Source organism: Bacillus sp. SRL337, assembly GCF_984799155.1.
In genome coordinates, this window is sequence record NZ_OZ481793.1 from 2170465 (window position 1) to 2192405 (window position 21941).

The following is a 21941-nucleotide window of genomic DNA, read 5'->3' on the forward strand; positions in this document are numbered from 1 at the left end:
CTTTTTTTGCTTACCACAGTATATGTCCTTCATTGCTTATCTCTGATGATCACGAGTGTTTACTACAGTATTCAGATACCTAAGAGCTTGTGATACAGGATCTTTCCCTTTCTAAAAAAACTCTTAAAGCCCCTGATTAAAGTAACGATATTCTTCTTCCGAAATCCTATTGCGTGTATATCCCTCGTAGAAGGCATCAAGGTGCTTTTTATTTTCTTTGAAACGGCCAATGGCAAGTGCTTCATCATAACTCGGATCGCCGACTGCCATTCCTGCTGCATCAATGAACATGTACACTTGTCCATCCTGTACGAGGACATTATCTGTCGTACAGTCTCCATGGATGAGTGTTTGTACAGCAAGTCCCGGTTTGTTCACTTTCAGGTATTCCAGAAGTTCCACCGATCCTTCCGCTTCCCCTTCTGACAAATAACGTTCTGCTTTGAACAATTGCTGTTCCAGCCATAAGGAGTCAGTTACTTGGGATTTGTTGGATTCATGAAATTGATGAAGAAAGCGGCCGAAGCTTCTGAGGAGCTCTAATTCTTCTTCCAAGGTATCTGCTTCAGTTAATGCCTTTCTGAGGGTGTTTCCTGCTTCTAAGGTCATTAGCAGATGGCTGCTATCTTCCTCCTCAACAAATTCAATAAAGGCTGGCACTGGAAGGCGGTTGTGCTTTTTCAGGGCCTCTGCTTCCGCTTTCAGCCATTCACGGTATTTTGGTTGGTATGAACTCTTTACTATGTAGGTTTGTTTCCCGCACACCAATTTAGAAACTTCTGAAGTGCAGCCTTGTTCTTCAAGCTTTTGAACTGAAAAAGGCTTCTCCGTAACCTTTTTTAATTTGTCTGCCAATTGATCATCCATTATTATCTCTCCTTTATCTGCTGAACTACTTCTTCTCGATAAAAACATAATCCCCTTCTCAATAAAAAAGAAAAGACCTCCCAAGTGATCAAGTGGCATGCTTTAACACATTAAACCACTAAGAGGGACTGTCCCCTTTAGTGGTTTAATGTGTTAAATTATTACGCTTATGTATTTGCAGTTTCTTTGTTTTTTCGTTGACGTACGCGTACAATACATCCTTTTGGTTCAAATGCCGTGAATCCAAGTGTCCAATGAGCCATTCTTTTGTTTTTCCCAGTAACTTCAGGTTGCGAGTTTGAATCCTTCCATCGATGATTACAGAAATGGGCAGTCCCTCATCATCAATGGGTATTTCCAAATGCTGAACAGTGACCGGTGTGTTTTCCGCTTTAGGAATCACACTCACCTCTCCGATTGGTTCTAATAACGCATATTCCACATCGGAAACCTTTGGATACCCCTTACTCCTAAGAATAGAAAGCAGCTGAGCGACAGATAGCACGGATTTTTCAATATTATCCTCTATGATCTCACCATTCTTGATCAGCAGAGTAGGTTCTCCGAGAAAGAACCGGTTCCCCCACTGCCATAAGGTCATTTTCGAAAAAAATACATGTAAGGCAACGAGGATCCCTAAAGCCAGGATTGTTGGCCAAAAGTCGGTGCTGATGAGAGGTTCAGAGGCAATTGTACCAACAATGATAATTGCCACTAAATCATAAGGTGTCATTTGTACAATAGTCGATTTCCCCATTAATCTCATAACAGCTATGGTCACTAAATATAAGGTTAAAATCTTCAGGATTACTATCATTTTCCCACCCCAGACCGTTCGAATTCGTTCATTCAAATTAATAATGCGTTTGGTAACATGAGCAATAGTTTTCTCTTTAAGTTGCCCCTGATGTCAAAAAATAGACTTTATTTGTTCCATTTCGGTACGAATGAAAGTTTAGTGATTTGACACCTCAATTCATAATGAGTATACTGTTTCGAGTGAATGGTCGTTATAGCAACTAATAATTGGAGGAATTCGGTGAACATTCAATTTCAAGATTATGTCAGTATCAAAATTCACAAGACCGACCTGAATCTTACCAGCTATATTAAATCTAAACTCGAGGTATTCAATCTTGCGCCTGAGCAGAATCTTGTCATGCTGCTGCTTTGGGAAAAGGATGGCATAACCCAAAATCAGCTGTCCGAAAAGCTTGGAAAAGATAAGACGAATATTGCCAGGATGGTTTCCAGTCTGGAGAAGAAGGGGTTCATCAAACGAATGAGCTGCCGTAAAGACCGCCGCTCCCTCGAACTGTATCTCACAGATAGAGGCAGAGAACTGGGATGTCAAGTCCTTCCGGTTGCAGAAGAATTTAATGAGATTGTTTGCAATGGTATCTCGCAGGCTGAGCTTAAGGAATTGGAAAGACTTCTTTCAAAGATCAACGCAAATGTCCAAAGAGAGCTGTAAGTTTCTCTCTTTTAATAAGTTGCTATAACAACATTAAGAATGACTCAACGGAGGTTTTTTCATCGTGGAAAAAGTATTATTTATTAAAGCGAATTGCAGACCAATCGATCAATCTGTAAGCGTAAAACTGTATCACGCTTTTTTAGACAATTATAAGGAAGCACATCCCGAAGACGATATCATCGAACTTGACTTATTCGAGGAAAATCTTCCTTACTACAATAATGAAATGATCAATGGCATGTTCAAGCTTTCCAAAGGGATGGACCTGACCCAGGAAGAAAAAACAGCGACAGAAACAGTGAACCAATATTTAAACCAATTCCTCGAAGCGGATAAAGTAGTCTTTGCTTTCCCGCTATGGAACTTTTCTGTGCCGGCAGTATTGCACACCTACTTGGACTATTTGGCTCAAGCGGGAAGAACATTCCGCTATACACCTGAAGGTCCGGTCGGCTTGCTTGCTGACAAAAAAGCAGTGTTATTGAATGCCAGAGGCGGAGTATATTCTGGAGGTCCTGCCCAAAGCTCTGAAATGTCCGTGCATTATGTGGAAACGATGCTTGGCTTCTGGGGAGTGAAAGACATTGAAAAAGTGATCATAGAAGGTCATAACCAGTTCCCTGATCAAGCTGAAGCCATTGTCGAAGGCGGGTTAACAAAAGCGTCAGAGATTGCACGTCAAAAGTAAAATAGTGAAAAAGGATGCCTATTGGACGGAGGGCACTGAAAATCTGCCGATTTCTAAACTATAACTAAAATTAATAAAGAAAAAGGCACCCCTTCTTCCTATAAAAGGAAGAAGGGGTGCCTTTTTCTTGGATATAAACATATATGCTGCCCTTTATTATCACATTAGTTTTAGGATCCTTTTAATATTTACCGCGAATATAGCCATGGCACCTTGTAATTCCATGCCAATTAGACCCGAGGATTCTGCTACATCATACCCGTGTCTGTGTTTTAGTTCACTATTTTTCGCTTCAATTTTATATCGTTCTTTTGCCTTTTCCTTAAAATACTCGCTTTCCTGGAATTTTGCTTGGGAGGAGTGCTGATCGGACTTTATAGTAACGGAATACGTCTTACTTTTGGCTCCTTCCTTGTAGCACCCTTCTCTCAGTGGGCATCTCTTACATTTATCCACGTCATAATAATAGGTGTCTGCCTGGTTTTTGCCTACTCCTTTTTTACCTTGCCTAGCTTTCCTTATAGCCATATGTCCTGCCTTGCAGACATACATACCCGCATCCTTATTGAATTCGAATTCGTCCTCTTTTTTTCGAGCACCCTGAGTGATTAGAGGGTTCAATTTTGAAACCAGTTTGATTTCATTTCCTTCACTATATTCAATATTATCTTTCTCGGAATAGGCCGCATCCCCAATAACCGTCTCCACTTCTATGCCCGCGTTTTTACTTTTCTCTATGAGTGTCTGCAGTTCTTTCCCGTCACTCTTTTCTCCAGTGGTAATGGTTGCGGCTGTAATAATACGTTCTTCACTCATCGCAAGATGAGTTTTATAGCCAAAAAAGGAGGAATCTGCTGTTTTGTGTCCCACTTTGGCATCCTGATCATTCATGCACTGGAGCTGCTCAATATCATCGGCAACCGTTTCTTTCAGGAGATTAAGCTGTTCCTTCACTTTGGGATATTCTAAAAGGATTTCTTCCTTTTCTATCACCTTAATGAGCTTTTGTGAGTAGGTTATCTCATCTTCCAGAACATCATTGGTTGGCTTCACAGGGAACTTGTCCTTCATACTTTCGTTAATCTTATAAATCGATTTTCTAAGATTCTTGGAGCGCTCCATAAGAATTTCCTTTGGCTTCATTTGATTATAGCGGGCTTTGGTATGGGTGGCATCAACAATAATGGACTTACTTTTTATAATTTCTTTCTCTATGGCAATCTCAACCGTCTTGTTGACAAGCATGTCTAATAAGTTCATGTCCTTTAACCTAAGTTTACGAAACTTAGTCAGAGAACTTGAATCAATGACGGGCTCTTCTGGAGCCATATTCAAAAAATACTTGAAAGACATATCATATTTAGACCGCTCAACAATATCGACATCTGATACATCGTGAATGGTTTTCAAAAACAAATATTTGAACATGCGAATAGGATCAATCGCATTTCGCCCATTATCATGACAATATTTATTCTTTAATTCATCAAAAATAAAGGAGAAATCGATTAAATCGTTTATTTTCCTTAACATATTGTCCTGAGGAACGACGATATCATAAAGGTCCATATACTTACTGAACATCATTGTTTGTTGTTGTTGAATCACTGGAAACCACCCACTTAATATTGTTAGTTCTATTATAAAGTAAGGATTTATTAGCGGGTAGTGTTCTTTTTCTCAATGTTGATTGGAGTGGAAGGTGCACGACCTCCTGCGGGACTAGCGGGACAGGTGAGACCCCGCAGGCGAAGCCGAGGAGGCTCAACGCCCGCCCCGCGGAGTCGTGCACCTGGAACGGAAATCAACATTTTTTCGTAAAATCTGAAGTAAAAAAGGCAGAATCGCTCTTTGAGGTGAGCGATTCTGCCTTTTAGAACTTTATTGGACTTTTTCAGTGCCCTCATTGGACGAGGCATCCTTTTTTGTCATTCTGATATGGAAAATAAGGGATTTGACCAAGGTCTCCGAAAGCAACAATGAATGCAAAAACAGCCTTTGAGAAAGAAGGATTATTTTCGCTGCCATCGTAATGAACCGGCTTTTCTCCCTTCATCCCCACGCCCCCCGACTGGATATGTATAACCCTTTGCATATACAAAAAAATAGAAAATGCAGCATTCAAAGGAACAGGACTTACAATGTTTGTTGGAGCTTTATCATCTCCTGAGTCATATGATCCATCCGGTTCAGTACATCTTCATTAGTAATCTTGTTCGAGTTATCAAAACAAGAATTGTGAACGAATACATTTCTTGCCGGCAAGGTCCCTTTCAAAAAGGCGATAATCGGTTTGAGGTGATACTCTGGAACAAGGTAATGCTTTTCGGAACCAGCAGTCGCCACCATCCCTACCACTTTACCATTAAAAGCCTCTTGCGGAATATGATCGAAAAGATTCTTCAACACCCCGGATATGGAAGCCTGATAAATAGGTGTTCCAATTACCAGCATATCTGCAGAAAGAATCGTCCTGACCACATTCTGGGTATCCTCGTTATACTTTTCCAAGGGATATCCTTTAACGAATTCAACATCGAAATCTTTCAGGTCAATCATTATGGTATCCAGGTTTTGGTCATGACGGTTTGCCATGCTCAATGTTTCTTTTACTGCAATGGCTGTCTTCGAACCCGCCAAAGCACCTGAAATTCCTACAAGCTTCATAACAGCATACCTCCCAATGAATAATACTCGTTGTTGTACAATGAACGTTCAAATAATTTTTACTATTCTACAGTACCATATAACTTATGGTTTTTCGTTATTTCTGCTTTCGTTTGGGAAAATCATTCATCATTTTTAAATGAATCGAGAAAAAAACGATCAAAAAAGCAGCGGTGGTCAACACATCCTGCGAAATGAATAAATCAATAAGGAAGGCTGTGAGGATAGGCAGGGGCAGCGAGAATGCCGTCATTTTCCATAGGTATTGGTACTTCAATTTTCTTTTGGCTAGAACGGCTATTCCCACTAATATACTTGCGGTAACGGAAATCGCTGCCAGCAAGGCAAAAGCGGCAAAAAACGGCCCCAATACGACGTACTGAAGGAAAAATAGGCTTTCCGTCTTCCCTCTGCCATTTACCAGCACACCCAAAAAGCCGGGGAGATTAATAAGGATCACCAGCGAAAACAAATACAGTAATGTTTGCGTCAAATTCGTTTTGTTCAAGAAAATGCGTGCCTGCTTTTTCGGCAGTCGCAGTGCGTTCGTATAGATCTGAATCAATTTCATCCTAACCCTCACCATTCCATCTTATGCATAGATTGCAAGTTCGTTTTCAATGTGTTCTTCTATTTTCTTCAAGCATTCTTCTGCTGTTTTGGCAAAAATCCTTTTTCCATTCACAATGGCATAAGGGCGTTTGGCGCACATCCCGCAGAAAGAAAGGCAAGTATTTTCAAGTACTGATACTTCCGGATACTTGGATTCCAGTATTTCTTCCAGATTGAGAGAATTAATCAAACTGCCGTCACATATCTCGACCACTACAATACCCATCATTGTCTCCCTCCTTTTCATGATGAAGTGCTAACATATATTGTGTATAGGGAACGAAATCCACTTTGGTTCCAGCTTAAAGTATTATTATAACAAAAATGGACGCCGTCAACTTGGACTAAATCGAACATTTTTAAAACCCTGCCCTATGAATAGGAAAGGGCAGGGTTACATTTTATCAGGAAGATAGATTTTCATAGTCACTTTCGTCAGAAAGCCACTTTACACATCCCGCAAGTTCTTTTCGCTTGCCGGGAGGGGCTTCTCTCTTTGGATAACCGAAGTAAAGAAAGCCAAGTACTTCCCCTTTTTCCGAGAGGCCGAAAAGATCTTTCATCTTTGAGTGATAAGATGGTTTTCCGGTTCTCCAAAAACCTCCCAGGCCCAGTCCATGCGCGGCAAGGAGCATATTTTGTATGGCAGCGAATACTGCTCCATATTCTTCTACATCAATCACTTTAGGATTGTCAGGTGTAGGTTCAACTGCCACTGTAATGACAAGCGGGGCCCTGAACGGTTTTTCCAGCGTCTTTTCAAGTTTCTTGGTGTTGGTTTCAGATGAAGGGTCATCCATGCTCTCTTTAGCAATTTCAGCCAGCACCCTGCCAAGAGGGCGTCTTCCCTCCCCTTGCATAACGAAGAAGCGCCATGGTTCAGTTTTGAAATGGCTCGGTGCCCAATTCCCTGCCTCAAGAATCTGATTGATGACTTCTTCAGAAACCGGCTCATCCTTCACCAACCCCATGCTTCTTCGGGATTTAATTGCTTCTAATATATCCAATTCTGTCACCTCCTGCATTTCCAGCCTGTTAGTTATATATGAAGGATATCCTTGTTTTAACATTGAAATTGATCAGAAATGGTGTGTGGCTTGTCGTTTCATTACCTGCAAAAACCAGCCATTCACAAATCAAATGGCTGGTCTAAACGAATTACTCTTCCACCGGGAACCATCCTGGCGTGTTGATGGCCGCATGCCACAGGTCATCCGGAATGACCAATTTCTCCTGATCATTTTTGGAAAGAGTTGTGGCGATATCATCTTCACGGCCCTCTTCAACCTTTTGCACCCAATCCGGTTCCATGATTAATCCACGGCCAAGCGCCAATAAAGGAACTCCTGCCTGCAGCGCTTTCACTGCTTCTTCAGGTGTGTGGATCCCGCCGACCCCGATTAAAGGAGCACGCTCCCCGATTGTATCAAGCAAGTATTGAATCCGGGACTTATCCGGCTCTACTCCGCGTCTCGGCTCAGACCAAAAGTCCATCAGCGATACATGGATATAGTCAAGATTCCTATCTGCCAGCTTGTCTACTAACACAAGTGTTTCATCCATTGTGATCCCTGGAGTTTCGGGTTCTTCAGGGGAGAAACGATACCCGATGATGAATGAATCATCAGCATGTTTGGCCGCAGCCTTTTTCACTTCATCAACAATGGCAAGAGGGAAATTTAACCGCTTATCGAGGCTGCCTCCCCACTTGTCATTACGGCGGTTGGAATGAGGGGAAAAGAATTGCTGGATAAGGTATCCGTTTGCCCCATGAATCTCGACTCCATCAAAGCCGGCTTGGATGGCCCGTCGCGCTGCCTCGCCAAAAGACTTGATGATATCGTCTATTTCCCGTTCATTCAATGCCCGCGGGGTATGTTCATTTCCCTCGGCGGCCACTGCACTTGCACTGACAATTTCCCCATTAGGTACGAGTTCAGGAGGGCATGCCCTGCCTCCATGGAAGATTTGCAGGATCGCTTTTGCACCCTGCTCTTTAAGGGCATCGGCCAGCCTCTTCAGGCTCGGAATCATTTCATCATTGTCAGCACCAAACTCACCCGGGAACCCCTTCCCATTCGGTGTCACATACGTACACGCAGTGATGGCCATCCCCACGCCTTGTGAGCGGCGGATATAATAATTGATTTCTTCCTCACTCACAGTTCCATCAGGATGGGAGGCGAAGTTGGTCATCGGCGCAAGGACGATCCGGTTTTTTAATTGAATCCCATTATTAAATTGAAAAGGCTCTATAAGCGGCTTATGGTTATCATTCATTTCATTGCACTCCTATTCACTTCATTGTTTGACTGTCGTATTGTTTGTGTTTTCCTACTTAACATGAGGAAAATGTAATCTGTTGACAGAGGTGGTTGGCCTCGTCACACTTCCCTTATTTGTTGTCTCTTCAAACCTCTTGAGCTCGTCGGTCAGTTCATTGAACCATTTCTCATCACGAGTCAGAAGGGCAAGGTCAATCAATTCCATTACGGTTTCTTTTGTGAAATTATCTGCAGATGGCAGAAGGGTTACCGTGCTGAGCAGTGTCTCGATTGCCCTTCCTGAGATAAAGCCTTGTTCTGCCTGCACTACCTTGATCCTGGCCGTTTTTCTTTCTTCATTCACACCTTCAATATATCCGATCAGAAGTTCACCTTCCATCGATTTAGCCTTTACCCAGTCACCTGTAATAAAGTTTTTCCCATTCATGCCTTCACCTTCTTTTTAAGTGTAATTAGAAAAGTTACAGTTGGATTAAAAGAAAAGCTTAAATGATTGTTCACCTAAGCAGAAAATTCTATTTAGTTGTGAGTTACCTCAAATATTACTTACTGTAATCTTATAATTTACAGTTCCTGAAGTCAACTAGTAGTGTCCATCGTTTGTTTTATTTGTTCCAAAACGGATTTAATCGTCGTTTTATCAAGATACTCAGCAAAAAACTGATCGGCATCTGAAAAGATTCCATTCACGACTTCCTGGATATTGGTCGAAATCATACAAGATTCCTCGCGTTCTCCCTTGCACCAGGCCGGCTTGATTGCCCCGAAAGATACAGAACGGTACACCTGTCCAAGGGTGATGTCCCCTGGTTCGGCAGCGAGTGTATATCCCCCGCCTGTCCCTTCTTTTGTTCTGACAAAACCAGCTTCACGAAGGGCGCTCATGATTTTCCTCACCCTTACCGGATTGGTCGCAACATTTTGGGCAATTGCCTGGCTGCTTGCCATATGATCAGGCAGATACGCTAAATAGACAAGACTGTGAACGGCAATCGTAAATTCACTATTCACTTCCATCACTTCCTCCAGACAACTTACTGTAATCATAAGATTTACAGTTCAGTTTGTCAATGGGCGAAGTTAGTGGGTGCCTATAGAAGTGCCAGTTACAATTCGCGGGCAGTGTACAAGGCACCAGAATGTTGAAGACCTTGCCCCATCCTATCTTCCCCTCTCCAAAAACTTCATTCACATGCAAACCCGCCAAACTGCGTAAAGGTCTTCTTTATGTTGAGGCTGCTCCCTTTTGTTACTACTTAACACAAATAGCCGCACTCCTTGAGATAAAAAAGCCTCTGGTCTCAAGGGGGAAAATCCGGGTCTGAATTTTCCGGAAGCCATAATCTATCTGAAACTGCCTATTCTTAGGGGAAAATGTTGAATTCTACTGCATTTTGGTCAAAATCTTGAGAAGAAAAATCTTTCAGCATAGAAAGGAAAGATGGATATGGAATCAGTGACAGACAGTTGTCCTCATTAGCGGTGCCTGCCGCAGAATCGGCCAGGCCGCAGCGCTTGCTTTGGCTAAGGAAGGCGTCGACATCTGGTTGATCGGGTTTACCATGGAGAATTTGGGAAAGGTTTCTACGGAACTTTCACCATAGATGTCCAAGTATTTGCAGCGACAACGGATGCCCTTGAGCTAAAATCAGTGTATCATTTCTGAAGGGGTATCTTACTCATCATCGATTTTAATTTCAGTATATTCCTCATCAGTTGTCCCTTTTTCTTCACTGGTTTCTTCTGACTGGCCGCTTTCCGTCGTATCCTCGTCTTTCATATTTTTGAACCCTTCCATCCCATTTTTGAAATCCTCAGCAAGTTCATCAGGAATCATCCCTCTTCCATAGGTTGCACCGATGTTCAAGAAGCCGCTTAGCTCTTTTACACCGAGCTGTGGAATATTATTATTTAATTCATATTTATCAATCATCATCCGTTCAATTGTGATGTCCTGATAGATCACCTGTTTTTCTTTTTCTTCTGCCGGATTCCCTGTTCTTCCCTTTAAAACGTCCAATTCCTTCATCAGGGTTTCAACCTGTTCTTGTTGCCCCCATAAGGTTTCATTTAAATCTTGGACATCTTTATGAAGTGCTTGCAGCTGTTTCTGCTGGTTGTCCCATTTTTTCACTTGTTGAGATACCTCTAAGGCCACCATGCTCTTCACCTGTTTTATAAACTCAGATTGAGAATCAATTCGCTCCCTGTTAGGTTCACGTTTTACAGCAGGATTTTGCCGGGAAGAGGATTGGCTCAGCAGTAAAGAGTGGATCTTGCCTTCAATATTTGTGAATCGTTTCATTGTGACATCAAGTGAATTGATCCTTTTCACATCATGTTCAAGTTGCTGAATTCTCTCCTGGATGTCGTCATGTTTGTCATTTCCCGTGAATATTCCTTTTATAGGCATTTCATCACCACACATATTATATTTTTACCCGGAGGGATTATGATGGAAAAAAGTAAAACTACGATCAATCTTTCGTATACCAGCATCACATCAATGGATAAAGGGTCTTCCGTATCGTTAAGCCGCATCTGCAGCCTTAATAAAAATGTTGCCAACAAGCGTAATGAAGGGTTCGGTGAAGAAGGCGGTGATGGTGTGATCTTTATAAATGGGACGCAAAAGGTGGATGACCGTGATTTCACCGATGCTGAGGCTGAGAAGTTCAATCAATAATGACTCGTTCTTCTGCAGCATATTGCATCGGATAGGTCAGGACCAGCAGTCCGTGGTTATAGCGTGCTTTAATTTGGCTTCCGTCCGTCGGTTCGGGAAGCTCGAACGTCCGCTGGAATTCTCCATAATTTCTTTCATTTTTAATCGTGGTTTCAGGTTTGAAAGGAAGGCGCACCATTCCTTTTATCGTCATGCGGTGGCCGCTGACGGTCAACTGAATATCCTGCTTATCGACCCCTGGGACCTCGACCATTATGACGACTTGTGCATCCAACGTAAAGATATCGACAGGGGGATGGTCTTTTTGTACATTTTGCTGCTGTTGAGAATCGTTTGAGAACTCATTCATAAAGTTTTTGGCAGAATCCTGGTCAAAGACGTTGTTCCAAAAATCGCCAACCTGATACTTTTGAGCAATGTCCATCCACTGCTGCAGTTTGTCAAAATCCAAGTCTTTCCCTCCTTCCTCTCATAAATGGCAGAACCCTTAATATATTTGTAAAAAGGGGGTAACCATCTTGGCGGGCAGCTCTATTAATATTAATATTTATTTGTTGAAGATTAATTCCTTTGAAAATGCGTCAGCGGTGAATATCGGACAAAATTTACTTGCCGAATGGCATAATTCCGATAAGAAAAATCAGGGCTATGGACAGAATTTTGGAGATGAGAGCACCTTTATGGGAACCAGGAGCTTCGTGGATGATAAAGACCAGATCGACTCACCTTCCTCCTTTCAATCGCTGCCGACAAAATTATGAAGGGGTGTATATAAATGTTTACAAGTCCTGTTGTCATCAACATGGTCGGCATTAAAGCAAATGCCATTGACCGAGGATCGTTCATCAGTTTAGGTCCAACTCAGCAGCTGGATACATTCTTTTCAATTAAATTGAATTATGGTTATGGAGAGGAAACCGGAGATGCCGTTTTCTTCAATACACCACTGAGTATTGTCAATGATCAGGATGTCAATGATAGTAATGCTGTAAAGAACAGTTTGGTATAGACCCATTCGTAAACTTGGTTACTATTCAATAGAATTTCAGAAACTATTTTGGCCATGCACCGGATCCCCCTGTAAGCAGGATAGAAAAGAGATACTCTCCCTTTTTCGAGGAGAAAGCGACATTAATGAAAAAAGCCATAAAAAAGATCCGTGGTTTAAAATGAAAGCATCCATCTCAATGGAGATGGATGCTTTCGTTCATCCTTCTGCTGCCATCGCATCGGCTTTTGTTTTATGGACCGTCCCGTATGGATGTTCCGATGGGGAATAGATGGCATAAACCTTCATAGGCACAGTCCCTGTATTGGTGATGTTATGCCAGGTTCCTGCAGGTATCATGACAGCATAATCAGCATAAGCCTGCTGCTGGAATGTCAGATTATTCTTGCTGCTGCCCATCTGGACAAGCCCTTGTCCATCTTCAATCCGGATGAATTGATCAGTGTCCGGGTGTATCTCAAGGCCGATATCGTCGCCTGCGTTGATGCTCATCAAGGTCACTTGCAAATGATCTCCAGTCCATAGTGCGGTCCGGTAAGTATCATTATCCTTTGTAGCTTTTTCTATATCCACGACCAAAGGATCTCCCCCTTTATCCAGGCTTCTGCTCTTTGATTCTGAGAGCAGGATGTGAAGCCGCAGCGCATTCTCTCTCTGCGCAGAGAAAGCATGAAGAAGGGCATTCTGGATATGCGGGCCTTGCATTATAACGTAATGGCTTCGGTAGTCTTCGGACTGTTCAAATTCAGCCTGAAAAGCTATGTCCAATCCTTCCTTATAGGTTCCATATGAAATTTGTTCTATATCATATGCAGGCTTACTTCCAGTTAGATGATGCAGAGCGGTGAATTGATTTAAATGAAATTCTTTGTTCTGTAATGAATCGAATAAGATTCCACGGTGCGATGGGTTTGGTGCATCCTGGATTAAACGGCGGTAAAGGTCGATGAGTTCAGCGTTCTTCTGCAGGATCGTTAAAATCTCTTCGGTTGTTTCGTTATTCGTCCTTGGGACATTTTCTTTTATATGAAATGAAGAAAAATTGTACAAGGTAGATCATCTCCTTCCAAGGTTCTACAACTCATCATATTCCCAGGATGGAAGAATGTACTTATAGAACCTTCCCTGTAAGCAGGAAAGAAAAGAGATGCTCCCCCTGTTGAGAAACACACCCTCTAGTCCTCAAGGGAACGGCCGGCTTTCCGGGATTTTCCTGAAAGCAGCTATCTATGCGAAAACACCCCAAAATAAAAAAGCAGTCCATTTTATTCAATGAACTGCCACCGGCATCATCTCTTTTTCTTCTTCGAGAGGTCGACCGGTGCCTTCTTGCTGATCTGCTCCAGGCTGACTTGTACTTGAACTTGATTTCCTTCTGTAATTTGGGAGCTGAGGACCTTGGCCTTCCTTCCTTTGATCTTAAATTCTTCCCCTGACTGAGGTACATTCTGCCGGAGCTGATGCAGCAGCAGATTTTTGCCTTCATGAAAATAGACAACGTACACGTTTACCCACCCGCTTCATACAGGATAACATCCCTTTTTACCACTATATGAAACGAAGACGAAATAGATAACGGAGCCAAATCATATTATTTGTGAATGCCTTTCAGCTCTATCTTCCTGGTATTCTTCCAACCATAAACAAGCTCCGGTATGGTTATGCCGGAAATTTCTGTATCTATCCTGTCGACAACCTCTGCACCAAGAGACTCATAGAACAGTCTTGAGAGGTTATCTTGTAGAACGGTCACTGTCATAGTATAAACACTCATATCAGCAAGATCATTCAGTACGGGCTTGAGAAGCAACGATCCAATTCCTCTCCTTTGGTACTGTTGGTCAAGGTAAATGGCGTATAACTCACCTGCATAAGCTGGATAATTTTCGGATCGCTGTTTACCTCCGCAGGAAAACCCGCAGACCTTTCCTTTTTCTTCTGCTACATAAACGGTCCCTTCCTTGAGTATTTCCTTCCATTTGTATTCCCGGTTCTCAAAAGTCATAGAGTCAAGATAATCATCCGGGACTATCCCTTGGTAGGTTGTCCTCCAGGTATCGACCTGAACCTTGGCGATACCCATTGCATCAGAAGCTATGGCTTTTCTGATTCTCATATTTCTACTCCCCCAGCTAATAGTAAATATAAATACTTGAGAAAGAAAGACGCACCTTCCAGGGGTACGTCCGTTACGATTTGATCATTTCCAATGCTTGTCTCACACTATGATAAGAGTTCACGCCAACTGACCCTATCCCGATTGTTACTGCAGCGTGCGCCAGCTTCGGGGTGATACCTGTCGAAATCACGTTTATTCCCAGCAGCCTGAGCATCGAACCCGCATTCTGGAGATTTCTGGCTGCCAGTTCATCGATTTCATTCACTCCTGAAAATCAACAATCAGATGGTTTATTTTGAGGTTATTGACTTGCGGCAATACGGAATCAATCAAATGGTTAGTCCTGTGCTCATCAAGATTCCCCACAAGAGGGACAACAGCCATGATTTCAGTGAGCGGCACAAGGGGAAATGAAATGATGTCAATTTCGTCTGCGAATTTTTCCTTTATTCTGGCATTGTATTCCTCGAAGGCTATCACAGTTTTCTCCAGGCTGACATCCAGCATTCTATTAATCTTTTTCAATACAATCGTATACTCTTCTGTAGAAAGGTGAAAGTGGCTTGCCCATCCAGAGACTAAATCTGTAAATCCTTCCCTTGTTGGCGGATAACGCAGAATGATTTCTGAGATTTTTCTGTTAGCGGATACTTGTTCATAGGCGTTATGCTTACTCCATTCAATTCCTTCATCTGGAATATCCCGATCTTCAGTTTCAAGTGACATGCTTAGGAAGCTTAACAGTACCTGATACATATCGCTGGCCCGATGGATTTCCACTTCCGGAATCGATAAGTTCATCTTTTGAATGACGGTACCTACGATATCATTGGCAAGTTGGATGTTTTGATCTTTTAGAAAGGCTGTTTTCGCATTCATTGTTGCTCTCGGAAAAATCCTAAGAGCCAGATTTTTCCCCTATATTCCATCGATTACCCCTTGAATAAGGGAGAGTAGCTCTTTTCTTTCCTGCTTACAGGGGGTTATCCGGTGAATAACCAAAATAGTATTTGTCATTCCTATTGAATAGCAACTAAGTTTACGAAAAGAGCCTTTAGAAATGCAGCAAGTTTGCTGATTGTTGGTTTCAATGCAGCTGCTCCTTATATTTTAATTGATTATAATTAATTTAACACAGCCGCCAATAAGAATGAATGGCTTTTATCATTTAATCCAGGTTTTAGTACTATTATTTTCCGTGAAATTGGATCGTTTCCGATAGAACCCTTCTTGTCATTTTCCAAATGCTCTTTTTTGCCTTGCAGGGTATTCATCGGAAGCCTTTGTTATATACCTCTCAATGACAATCTCCATATAGACATACACACAATTGGGTATTTCAAATACCATAAAAGGAATCTTTCTATAAAAGGAGATATGCCCAATGTTTTATCATGTTAAAGAACTGCAATATCAAGCAAAACCTGATAGACCTGACCCATTGTTTGCAAAGCAGCTGCAGGAAGTGCTTGGCGGGCAGTTTGGTGAAATATCAGTTGCCCTGCAATACCTCTTTCAAGGATGGAGTGTCAGAGGGAATGGCAAATATAAAGACTTATTAATGGATACAGGTGCTGAAGAGCTCGCTCATATTGAAATGCTGGCTACAATGATTGCACGACTCTTGGAAGGAGCACCTGTAGGCGATTTGGAAGTGGCGGCTAAGGACCCGATCATTGGAGCGATCCTTGGCGGAATGAACCCCCAGCATGCCATCGTGTCGGGTTTGGGGGCCATGCCGGCGGACAGTGTCGGGAACAGATGGACAGCTGACTATATTATTGCCAGTGGTAACCTGCTGGCTGATTTCAGGGCTAACTTGAACGCGGAATCACAGGGACGCCTCCAAGTTGTGAGACTGTATGAATCTACTACCGACCGCGGAGTCAAAGATATGCTCTCATGGCTGATTGCCCGGGATACCATGCATCAAAATCAATGGATTGCGGCAATCAAAGAGTTAGAGGCAAAGGAAAATGTCGTTGTACCAAGCACATTCCCGAGAGAGTTGGAAAAACAAGAAGTTTCCTATACACTTTTCAATCTGTCCAGAGGAAACAAAAGTGCAACCGGAAGATGGGCGAGCGGTCCGAGCATGGATGGATTGGGCACCTTCAATTATGTTGAAAATCCTGTCCCGTTCGGTCCAAAACCAACCTTGAGTCCAGCCCCTTCCTATATCCATGACACACTGCCTTCCGTCCTTAAAAGTGATGTCATGCCGCCGCCGAACATGTGTTAAACGGCGAACAGGACATTGTGCTTCAACCATTTATAAAACCAACAAATTCCTGGGCATGCCTGTCATTCAGGGCTCTTGCCCTTACCATATCATATACATCACATATACTATTCCATCTCTATGAAAGGAGGTGGAATACATGAGTGGTACAGGAGGATATGGCGCAGGATTTGCGCTGATTGTCGTTTTGTTCATCCTTTTAGTGATCGTCGGTTCAGCATACGTTGGCGGGGGTTCTGGAGGTGGCTACGGCGGAGGCTGCGGCGGCGGTTACGGCTACGGCGGAGGCTGGTAATATAAAAAAGAAGTCATTTCAAAAAGGCAGGTTACCTCAAACCTGCCTTTTTGGTAAATTAGGAACCACTTTTCGTAGGTATTGTCCCTTACACTTCAGTTTCTTTTTCATTATGAAAAGGGTCGTCAAAGTGAAACAATGTATAGGCTGCCAAGAAACAAGACTGATTAAAAGAAAGCCCTTCATCATGTCAAAAATCAATTTCCCGATCAAAATCATTAGTACATACATTCGAGGCAGTCTTTGAAATGATGTTCGTTTCAATGTCCACAGTCCCTTCTTATCCCTTCCCTGCAGGCGCTGAAAACCTGAATCCAAAACTCATGAAGAGGAAATGACGGGGCCAAGAAAAACTGGTATTCCCATTTGCTGGACGAAAGTGAAATAGGTCAGTGAAAAGAAAAGGCTGTTTTCGTATTGATTGTTGCTCTTGGAAAAATCCCAGGATCCGTATTTTTCCTTTGCCATACTAGGGCTCTTCTACCCTAATGGAAGAGCCGCTTTTTTCTATCTTCCTTTTCGAGATATTTCTAGTGGAATAGGTGACATATAACGGCCCTCCCAATAAATGGAGAAAAGTTGGCGAAAAGAGCTACAGAATGTATAACAGGTGTCATACCCATAGCAGACAGACTGGGGAAATAACTTTTTAAATAAGCTGTCTTCACCCGAAAAATAAGTCCAGTATATTTGACGATGTGGAAGCATTTTTATTGTAGAATTCTGAATACCCACAGTTTTTACAAAAGACTACAATAAATTGGTTATTCTGGATATCGAACATCTTCGATAGGCCGGTCCCTGTCATAGCGACTTCTTTCTTTCCGGCATCCGTACTCCCGCATTTTATACATCCTTGATTTGACATATGATCTTCCTCCTTTAATTTCTTATTACTATATACGGGTGGTAGTGGGAAAAGGTTTCTTTTCTGAAAAATTCATGAAACAATCTGCCCGAAACAATAGTTATATAGGTGAAGAACCAGAAACGCTTCAAGGAGGATACCAATGGGAAAACGAATTGATATTAAAATCATGCGCCTAAGCGCTGCAGCAGCAATCGCTTCATCACTATTTCTAGGCGGCTGCCGGCTTGAAACAGAAAGTGAGGCTGGTGTTCAAGAAGCAAGTGATGGAGGGGCTCCACGGCAGGTTGAAAAATCAACTGGGGCTGTCACTCTTGAAATATATAACCAGCTGGGGAAAGGGATGAGTTATGAGGAAGTCAAAGCGATTATAGGGACTGAAGGAAAACTCATTACCGAAGAAGGTGATCCCAATGCAACCTATGTATGGGAGGGGGAAGGTAACGGTTTTTTAAGTGTTTCATTTAGAAAGGACAAGCTTTTGACCAGGACACATTTCGGGTTAAAGTAATTTAACAAGTGCACCCTAAACAGCCGGCTTGGGGTGTTTTGTTATGTGTGAAGGGTATCTGGGTATAATGAAATCGACTGCCACCCCCAAAAATCGAAACAATCATTCGAATCATCTAGTGAAAGGACAGGTGAAACCGCATGAATACACGCATCACAAAGCTTACCTATGATGAAATCGATCAATTACTTGAACCGTCCGACAAAGAATTAATTAATGAGATCCATTGGAAATTTGTCTCTGAAGAAGAGATGGAATACCTTTTACACACCCCTTAACCGTTCCGAGTCAGGGGAGATTTTTGTTTTAGAGGAACGACGGAAAAAATAATGATGGATAAACTGGCTTCTAAGTCTTATGAAGAGCAATATAAAAAACTCCAATTTTTAAAGTGCAATAATTTTGATCCTATGAAAAAACTCATGAAACACCTAACCCACTAAAACTCCCTATTTTAGAGTGGTATGATGTTCACTATGGTCATTACGCTAAGACCACTCTTTTCACTGCTTTCTCCGCTTTATCCTCCCAATTTCACAGTTGCCATCACTCACTTACAAAAAGAAAACCGCGTGACAAAGAAGTGTTTTCTGGCTTAGTTAGGCTCAACATGGACATGGACGTCATAAATATTATGCGTTTCTTTCAAATAGTCCTCGACCTTGGTGGATATATCATGGGCATCGCGGATATCCAAATTCGAGCTTACAAGGATTACCACATCAACCACTGTATTGTTTCCGTAAGCCCTGGCTCTTATATCTTTTACGCCTTTGACACCATACACGTTCATCACGGAATCATGATATGTTTCTACTTTTGTTTCATCATAGCCGTCCGTCAAATAATGAGTGGACTCCCGGAAGATATCCCACGCCGTTTTGCAAATTATGAAACCGACCACTACAGCTGCCACAGGGTCCAGCCAGGTGAGGTTGAATTGGGCGCCGATGATGCCTGCTGCTGTCCCAATGCTCACCCACGCATCTGACAAATTATCTTTAGCGGCAGCCATCACTGCATGGCTGTTGATACGTTGAGCAATTTTTTTGTTATATCTGTAAACAAAGAACATAGCCGCCGCACTGAATATGCCTGTCCAGGCAGAAATCATATCCGGTGCCTGCTGCTTTCCTTCAATGACAGAAATGACGGCTCCAATCAGTACCTGCACCCCCACTGCCATCATAATAAAAGAAGCAATTAAGGAGGCGATCGTTTCAGCCTTCCAGTGTCCGTAGGGGTGATCTTTATCAGCTGGTTTTTGTGACCATTTCAGGCCAGCCAAGACGGCAGCTGAAGCTATGATATCGGTAGTATTATTCAGTCCATCTGCACGGAGGGCTTCTGAGTTCGCAGTATACCCGATAACCAATTTTATGATCGACAAGGTGAGGTAGGCCACTATACTGACAATTGCCGCCCTCTCCCCTATTTTTAAATCTGCATACTTTTCTTTTTCCATTCCACTATCCTCCACTCTAGCAGCCACTATTTATACTACCAAGCGATCATTGAGTGGGTCTATAGCAACGTTCTTTCCTTTTCCTTACTTAATCGGGGGCAAGAAACAAAGTTTCCCACGCTCAAAACCAAAGGGATTATCGTCTACTGGAATAGTTCCCACCCCATTTGTCGCTCGACTGGGACCGAATAACGTGAAGCCTACCAGAAACGGTCGTCAAGATAGGCACAGAAAATGCTGCTTAACACTTTCACTGTATCCCCTTTCCTTTTTAGCTTTCGCTTACTTTCAGAATTTCCTTGATGACCTGCTCAACCTCTTCGGGTGTTTCAATGGTAAAAAAATGAGCCGCCTCTTGCTCATTCGGATGGTCTGCTTCTTCCTCATTTTGTCTGGTTAATACTTCAGAAAAAGTAGAGGCGCTCCTGAATATCCTGGTACTGCGATTGCTTTGTTTAATGCGCATTCTAAGGGTATCATCAGGGATGTTGAAGTTCACTAGAATCGATTTTAAGCCCCGTTCATGGAAATAATCGAGGATCCTTAAGCGTCCCCCTTGATGACGGTTGGAATTACAGAGGATCAGATGGTAATCAGTATGCTCAGCAGCGTAATCCAGAATGGTCTTTGATACAGCATATTTCAGTTTATTGGGACCTTCTGCAGGAAGCAATTTTGGGTATATTGTAGTAAGAAACTCAGCTTGATGATCCTGATCAATCACTACAGAATGATCAAGTCTTTCTTCTAACATTCTTGCAAATGTAGATTTTCCGCTATGGGTTTTACCTACTGTCAAGATGACCAGTCTGTTCATTATGACACTCCTTTCATTATCCTTATATATTGAGATGCGTTCTTTTAAAACATCCTCCAATGGATTCAAGGGCTGTCTCTTTTTCTTTTAACAAACACTAGAAACTCATAGCCCTTATTTAATTCCTGAAGGTAATTCTTTCAACTCCCTGGATTGATTGTTAAGATGGATAGTGAAACTGTCATCATCCCCCTTTGTTCTCTACTTCTCCAAGGGTCATTTCTTTCACAGAAATAATTCCTGACTGAGAAAATGATTCTGGCTGTTTTTTTGCTTAAATCGATCCATTTCCTCTTCCGTACTAGTAACCTGTTCGATAACGCTTCGATTTTTTTCAGGTATCTCTTCTGCCTTCACTTCTGAGAAAGCGTGTGCTTTGATTGCAGATCCGCTGTACCCAATCAAAAGAAGCAGGATCAAGAAAAACATTAGCTCGACCGCGTTTGAAAAATTTGTTAAAGTACTTGAGTTTAATGACGAATTTGGGTTGAAGAAAGTTTCAGAAAAAAGCCTTCCTGTTTTGGAAGGGTAGAATTAAAGCGTTGCAACCGACCTTCTAAATTAAAGGTGAAGTTGTCCAGCATGTAATCTTAGAACAGGGATTTATTGATCGTCCAGCTCAAAATATCCCGTCTCTTTTGGGAAATCGTCCCGGCTGAGAGCAGTTGCGTTGATGAATTGTCTGAAAGATGTAATTGTCCCATCGTGAGAGACGATAAAAACCCGCTTTTTCCCTTTGCTCCTGCACCATTTCAGAAAACCGCCGGCAAGGCTTCGGAACTCATGTCCACCCATTTTATTGATACCGTCTGTCCATAACCTATCAGATTGTGGCTTATCCAATTTGAAAGAAGGAAATTCTTTTTTCAATAGGCTCTTTTCGTAAATTTTGTTGCTAAAATAGTGGGGTAATGAATCGGAAAAAAACCTGTTAAGCAAGAGAGAAAAGAGTTTGTCTCTTCGTTCAGAGCGTAAAACTTAGTATGCAGGGGAAAAATCCGGCTTTAAGGATTTTTCCGAAAGCAACTATCTATACGAAAACAGCCTTTCATTTTGTGTTGAGGCATGATGGTATCACAAGGAAGAGTATTCCATTCGGGTTTCTGCGGGAACATTCGAGGAGAAACAAGAGGGCTTGCCGTCTTCTCGCATCTTGTGTCCTTACTAAAGATCGAGGCTGTTTCCAATGTCCGTCTTACAGGGCTGGCGATCAAGAGATCATCCTCTGTTAAAGTGAATTTTTTCCTGGGAGCTGCTGCTTGGGCTACTCCTTCCAGCGTCAATCCTGGATCCTCAATCTGAAGGCTGTCCGGCAAATTCAGTGTATGTTACC

General features: G+C 42.3%; 34 protein-coding genes. 9 read left to right on the top strand and 25 right to left on the bottom strand.

What is annotated here, in order from left to right:
* Nucleotides 1-123 precede the first annotated feature (123 nt).
* Entirely contained in the window at nt 124-867 is a 744-nt protein-coding gene (locus AC4E8A_RS10780; RefSeq protein ID WP_490198483.1) for a phosphotransferase, read from the bottom strand.
* A gap of 145 nt (nt 868-1012) precedes the next feature.
* A complete protein-coding gene (locus tag AC4E8A_RS10785) occupies nt 1013-1684 on the bottom strand; it encodes a DUF421 domain-containing protein (protein WP_490198484.1) in 672 nt (223 codons plus the stop codon).
* A gap of 222 nt (nt 1685-1906) precedes the next feature.
* Between AC4E8A_RS10785 and AC4E8A_RS10790 the strand changes: the two genes are divergently transcribed.
* A complete protein-coding gene (locus AC4E8A_RS10790) occupies nt 1907-2341 on the top strand; it encodes a MarR family winged helix-turn-helix transcriptional regulator (RefSeq protein ID WP_490198485.1) in 435 nt (144 codons plus the stop codon).
* Nucleotides 2342-2405: 64 nt separating this feature from the next.
* A complete protein-coding gene (locus tag AC4E8A_RS10795; protein ID WP_490198487.1) occupies nt 2406-3032 on the top strand; it encodes an FMN-dependent NADH-azoreductase in 627 nt (208 codons plus the stop codon).
* A 159-nt stretch (nt 3033-3191) separates the two neighbouring features.
* On the opposite strand, the gene AC4E8A_RS10800 is transcribed toward AC4E8A_RS10795, so the two are convergent.
* The 10 genes from AC4E8A_RS10800 to AC4E8A_RS10845 all read right to left on the bottom strand — a co-directional run bounded on the left by AC4E8A_RS10800 (nt 3192) and on the right by AC4E8A_RS10845 (nt 11009).
* Entirely contained in the window at nt 3192-4640 is a 1449-nt protein-coding gene (locus AC4E8A_RS10800) for an IS1182 family transposase (protein ID WP_490198488.1), read from the bottom strand.
* Nucleotides 4641-4935: 295 nt separating this feature from the next.
* Nucleotides 4936-5088, bottom strand: a complete 153-nt coding sequence (locus AC4E8A_RS10805) for a hypothetical protein (protein ID WP_490198489.1) — start codon at nt 5086-5088, stop codon at nt 4936-4938.
* Nucleotides 5089-5168: 80 nt separating this feature from the next.
* Nucleotides 5169-5699, bottom strand: coding sequence for an NADPH-dependent FMN reductase (locus AC4E8A_RS10810; RefSeq protein ID WP_490198490.1), 531 nt, complete (start codon nt 5697-5699; stop codon nt 5169-5171).
* A gap of 97 nt (nt 5700-5796) precedes the next feature.
* Nucleotides 5797-6270 (bottom strand): hypothetical protein, encoded by a 474-nt coding sequence (locus AC4E8A_RS10815; RefSeq protein WP_490198491.1) that lies wholly within the window; start codon nt 6268-6270, stop codon nt 5797-5799.
* Nucleotides 6271-6291: 21 nt separating this feature from the next.
* The gene (locus AC4E8A_RS10820; RefSeq protein WP_490198846.1) at nt 6292-6537 is read right to left on the bottom strand and encodes a YuzB family protein; all 246 of its coding nucleotides are present in this window, start codon (nt 6535-6537) and stop codon (nt 6292-6294) included.
* Nucleotides 6538-6715: 178 nt separating this feature from the next.
* A complete protein-coding gene (locus AC4E8A_RS10825; RefSeq protein ID WP_490198492.1) occupies nt 6716-7318 on the bottom strand; it encodes a nitroreductase family protein in 603 nt (200 codons plus the stop codon).
* A gap of 151 nt (nt 7319-7469) precedes the next feature.
* On the bottom strand, nt 7470-8591 hold the full coding sequence (locus AC4E8A_RS10830; protein ID WP_490198493.1) for an NADH-dependent flavin oxidoreductase: 1122 nt from the start codon (nt 8589-8591) through the stop codon (nt 7470-7472).
* Nucleotides 8592-8645: 54 nt separating this feature from the next.
* A complete protein-coding gene (locus AC4E8A_RS10835) occupies nt 8646-9023 on the bottom strand; it encodes an IDEAL domain-containing protein (protein ID WP_490198495.1) in 378 nt (125 codons plus the stop codon).
* Between the two features lie 152 nt (nt 9024-9175).
* Complete coding sequence (locus AC4E8A_RS10840) at nt 9176-9607, bottom strand: Rrf2 family transcriptional regulator (RefSeq protein ID WP_490198847.1); 432 nt, start codon at nt 9605-9607, stop codon at nt 9176-9178.
* Nucleotides 9608-10271: 664 nt separating this feature from the next.
* Complete coding sequence (locus AC4E8A_RS10845) at nt 10272-11009, bottom strand: hypothetical protein (protein WP_490198496.1); 738 nt, start codon at nt 11007-11009, stop codon at nt 10272-10274.
* Between the two features lie 39 nt (nt 11010-11048).
* Between AC4E8A_RS10845 and AC4E8A_RS10850 the strand changes: the two genes are divergently transcribed.
* A complete protein-coding gene (locus tag AC4E8A_RS10850) occupies nt 11049-11282 on the top strand; it encodes a hypothetical protein (RefSeq protein WP_490198497.1) in 234 nt (77 codons plus the stop codon).
* On the opposite strand, the gene AC4E8A_RS10855 is transcribed toward AC4E8A_RS10850, so the two are convergent.
* Nucleotides 11272-11733 (bottom strand): Hsp20/alpha crystallin family protein, encoded by a 462-nt coding sequence (locus AC4E8A_RS10855; protein ID WP_490198499.1) that lies wholly within the window; start codon nt 11731-11733, stop codon nt 11272-11274. The two genes, AC4E8A_RS10850 and AC4E8A_RS10855, sit on opposite strands and share 11 nt — an antisense overlap.
* Nucleotides 11734-11800: 67 nt before the next feature.
* Here AC4E8A_RS10855 and AC4E8A_RS10860 point away from each other — a divergent pair, with 67 nt between their 5' ends.
* Both AC4E8A_RS10860 and AC4E8A_RS10865 read left to right on the top strand, forming a co-directional pair.
* Entirely contained in the window at nt 11801-12043 is a 243-nt protein-coding gene (locus tag AC4E8A_RS10860) for a hypothetical protein (RefSeq protein WP_490198500.1), read from the top strand.
* Nucleotides 12044-12057: 14 nt separating this feature from the next.
* Nucleotides 12058-12291: a hypothetical protein gene (locus AC4E8A_RS10865; protein ID WP_490198502.1), complete on the top strand. Its 234-nt coding sequence runs from the start codon at nt 12058-12060 to the stop codon at nt 12289-12291.
* Between the two features lie 198 nt (nt 12292-12489).
* On the opposite strand, the gene AC4E8A_RS10870 is transcribed toward AC4E8A_RS10865, so the two are convergent.
* From AC4E8A_RS10870 to AC4E8A_RS10890, 5 genes are all read right to left on the bottom strand, one after another.
* Complete coding sequence (locus AC4E8A_RS10870; RefSeq protein ID WP_490198504.1) at nt 12490-13341, bottom strand: cupin domain-containing protein; 852 nt, start codon at nt 13339-13341, stop codon at nt 12490-12492.
* A 239-nt stretch (nt 13342-13580) separates the two neighbouring features.
* The gene (locus AC4E8A_RS10875) at nt 13581-13796 is read right to left on the bottom strand and encodes a hypothetical protein (protein WP_490198506.1); all 216 of its coding nucleotides are present in this window, start codon (nt 13794-13796) and stop codon (nt 13581-13583) included.
* An 86-nt stretch (nt 13797-13882) separates the two neighbouring features.
* Nucleotides 13883-14407 carry a GNAT family N-acetyltransferase gene (locus tag AC4E8A_RS10880; RefSeq protein WP_490198507.1) on the bottom strand — a complete coding sequence of 175 codons (525 nt, stop codon included), beginning with the start codon at nt 14405-14407 and terminating at the stop codon, nt 13883-13885.
* A gap of 73 nt (nt 14408-14480) precedes the next feature.
* A complete protein-coding gene (locus AC4E8A_RS10885; RefSeq protein ID WP_490198509.1) occupies nt 14481-14675 on the bottom strand; it encodes an STAS domain-containing protein in 195 nt (64 codons plus the stop codon).
* Nucleotides 14672-15289 carry an STAS domain-containing protein gene (locus AC4E8A_RS10890; protein ID WP_490198511.1) on the bottom strand — a complete coding sequence of 206 codons (618 nt, stop codon included), beginning with the start codon at nt 15287-15289 and terminating at the stop codon, nt 14672-14674. The genes AC4E8A_RS10885 and AC4E8A_RS10890 overlap by 4 nt, the downstream gene beginning before the upstream one ends.
* A gap of 505 nt (nt 15290-15794) precedes the next feature.
* Between AC4E8A_RS10890 and AC4E8A_RS10895 the strand changes: the two genes are divergently transcribed.
* Nucleotides 15795-16652 carry a manganese catalase gene (locus AC4E8A_RS10895; RefSeq protein ID WP_490198512.1) on the top strand — a complete coding sequence of 286 codons (858 nt, stop codon included), beginning with the start codon at nt 15795-15797 and terminating at the stop codon, nt 16650-16652.
* Between the two features lie 139 nt (nt 16653-16791).
* A complete protein-coding gene (locus tag AC4E8A_RS10900; RefSeq protein WP_490198513.1) occupies nt 16792-16947 on the top strand; it encodes a YjcZ family sporulation protein in 156 nt (51 codons plus the stop codon).
* A 321-nt stretch (nt 16948-17268) separates the two neighbouring features.
* Here the strand turns inward: AC4E8A_RS10900 and AC4E8A_RS10905 are convergent, their stop codons facing one another.
* Nucleotides 17269-17415, bottom strand: coding sequence for a hypothetical protein (locus AC4E8A_RS10905; RefSeq protein WP_490198514.1), 147 nt, complete (start codon nt 17413-17415; stop codon nt 17269-17271).
* A 196-nt stretch (nt 17416-17611) separates the two neighbouring features.
* On the bottom strand, nt 17612-17815 hold the full coding sequence (locus AC4E8A_RS10910; RefSeq protein WP_490198515.1) for a zinc ribbon domain-containing protein: 204 nt from the start codon (nt 17813-17815) through the stop codon (nt 17612-17614).
* Between the two features lie 142 nt (nt 17816-17957).
* On the opposite strand from AC4E8A_RS10910, the gene AC4E8A_RS10915 reads away from it, so the two are divergent.
* Nucleotides 17958-18326 carry a hypothetical protein gene (locus AC4E8A_RS10915; RefSeq protein WP_490198517.1) on the top strand — a complete coding sequence of 123 codons (369 nt, stop codon included), beginning with the start codon at nt 17958-17960 and terminating at the stop codon, nt 18324-18326.
* Between the two features lie 140 nt (nt 18327-18466).
* Entirely contained in the window at nt 18467-18604 is a 138-nt protein-coding gene (locus AC4E8A_RS10920) for a hypothetical protein (RefSeq protein WP_490198519.1), read from the top strand.
* A gap of 317 nt (nt 18605-18921) precedes the next feature.
* Here the strand turns inward: AC4E8A_RS10920 and AC4E8A_RS10925 are convergent, their stop codons facing one another.
* The 5 genes from AC4E8A_RS10925 to AC4E8A_RS10945 all read right to left on the bottom strand — a co-directional run bounded on the left by AC4E8A_RS10925 (nt 18922) and on the right by AC4E8A_RS10945 (nt 21924).
* Nucleotides 18922-19791 (bottom strand): cation diffusion facilitator family transporter, encoded by an 870-nt coding sequence (locus AC4E8A_RS10925; protein WP_490198520.1) that lies wholly within the window; start codon nt 19789-19791, stop codon nt 18922-18924.
* 271 nt (nt 19792-20062) lie between these two features.
* Entirely contained in the window at nt 20063-20608 is a 546-nt protein-coding gene (locus AC4E8A_RS10930) for a P-loop nucleotide/nucleoside kinase family protein (RefSeq protein ID WP_490198521.1), read from the bottom strand.
* Between the two features lie 225 nt (nt 20609-20833).
* Nucleotides 20834-21037 carry a hypothetical protein gene (locus tag AC4E8A_RS10935; RefSeq protein ID WP_490198523.1) on the bottom strand — a complete coding sequence of 68 codons (204 nt, stop codon included), beginning with the start codon at nt 21035-21037 and terminating at the stop codon, nt 20834-20836.
* A gap of 174 nt (nt 21038-21211) precedes the next feature.
* Nucleotides 21212-21478, bottom strand: coding sequence for a hypothetical protein (locus AC4E8A_RS10940; RefSeq protein ID WP_490198524.1), 267 nt, complete (start codon nt 21476-21478; stop codon nt 21212-21214).
* Nucleotides 21479-21612: 134 nt separating this feature from the next.
* A complete protein-coding gene (locus AC4E8A_RS10945; RefSeq protein WP_490198526.1) occupies nt 21613-21924 on the bottom strand; it encodes a histidine phosphatase family protein in 312 nt (103 codons plus the stop codon).
* Between the last annotated feature and the right edge of the window lie 17 nt (nt 21925-21941).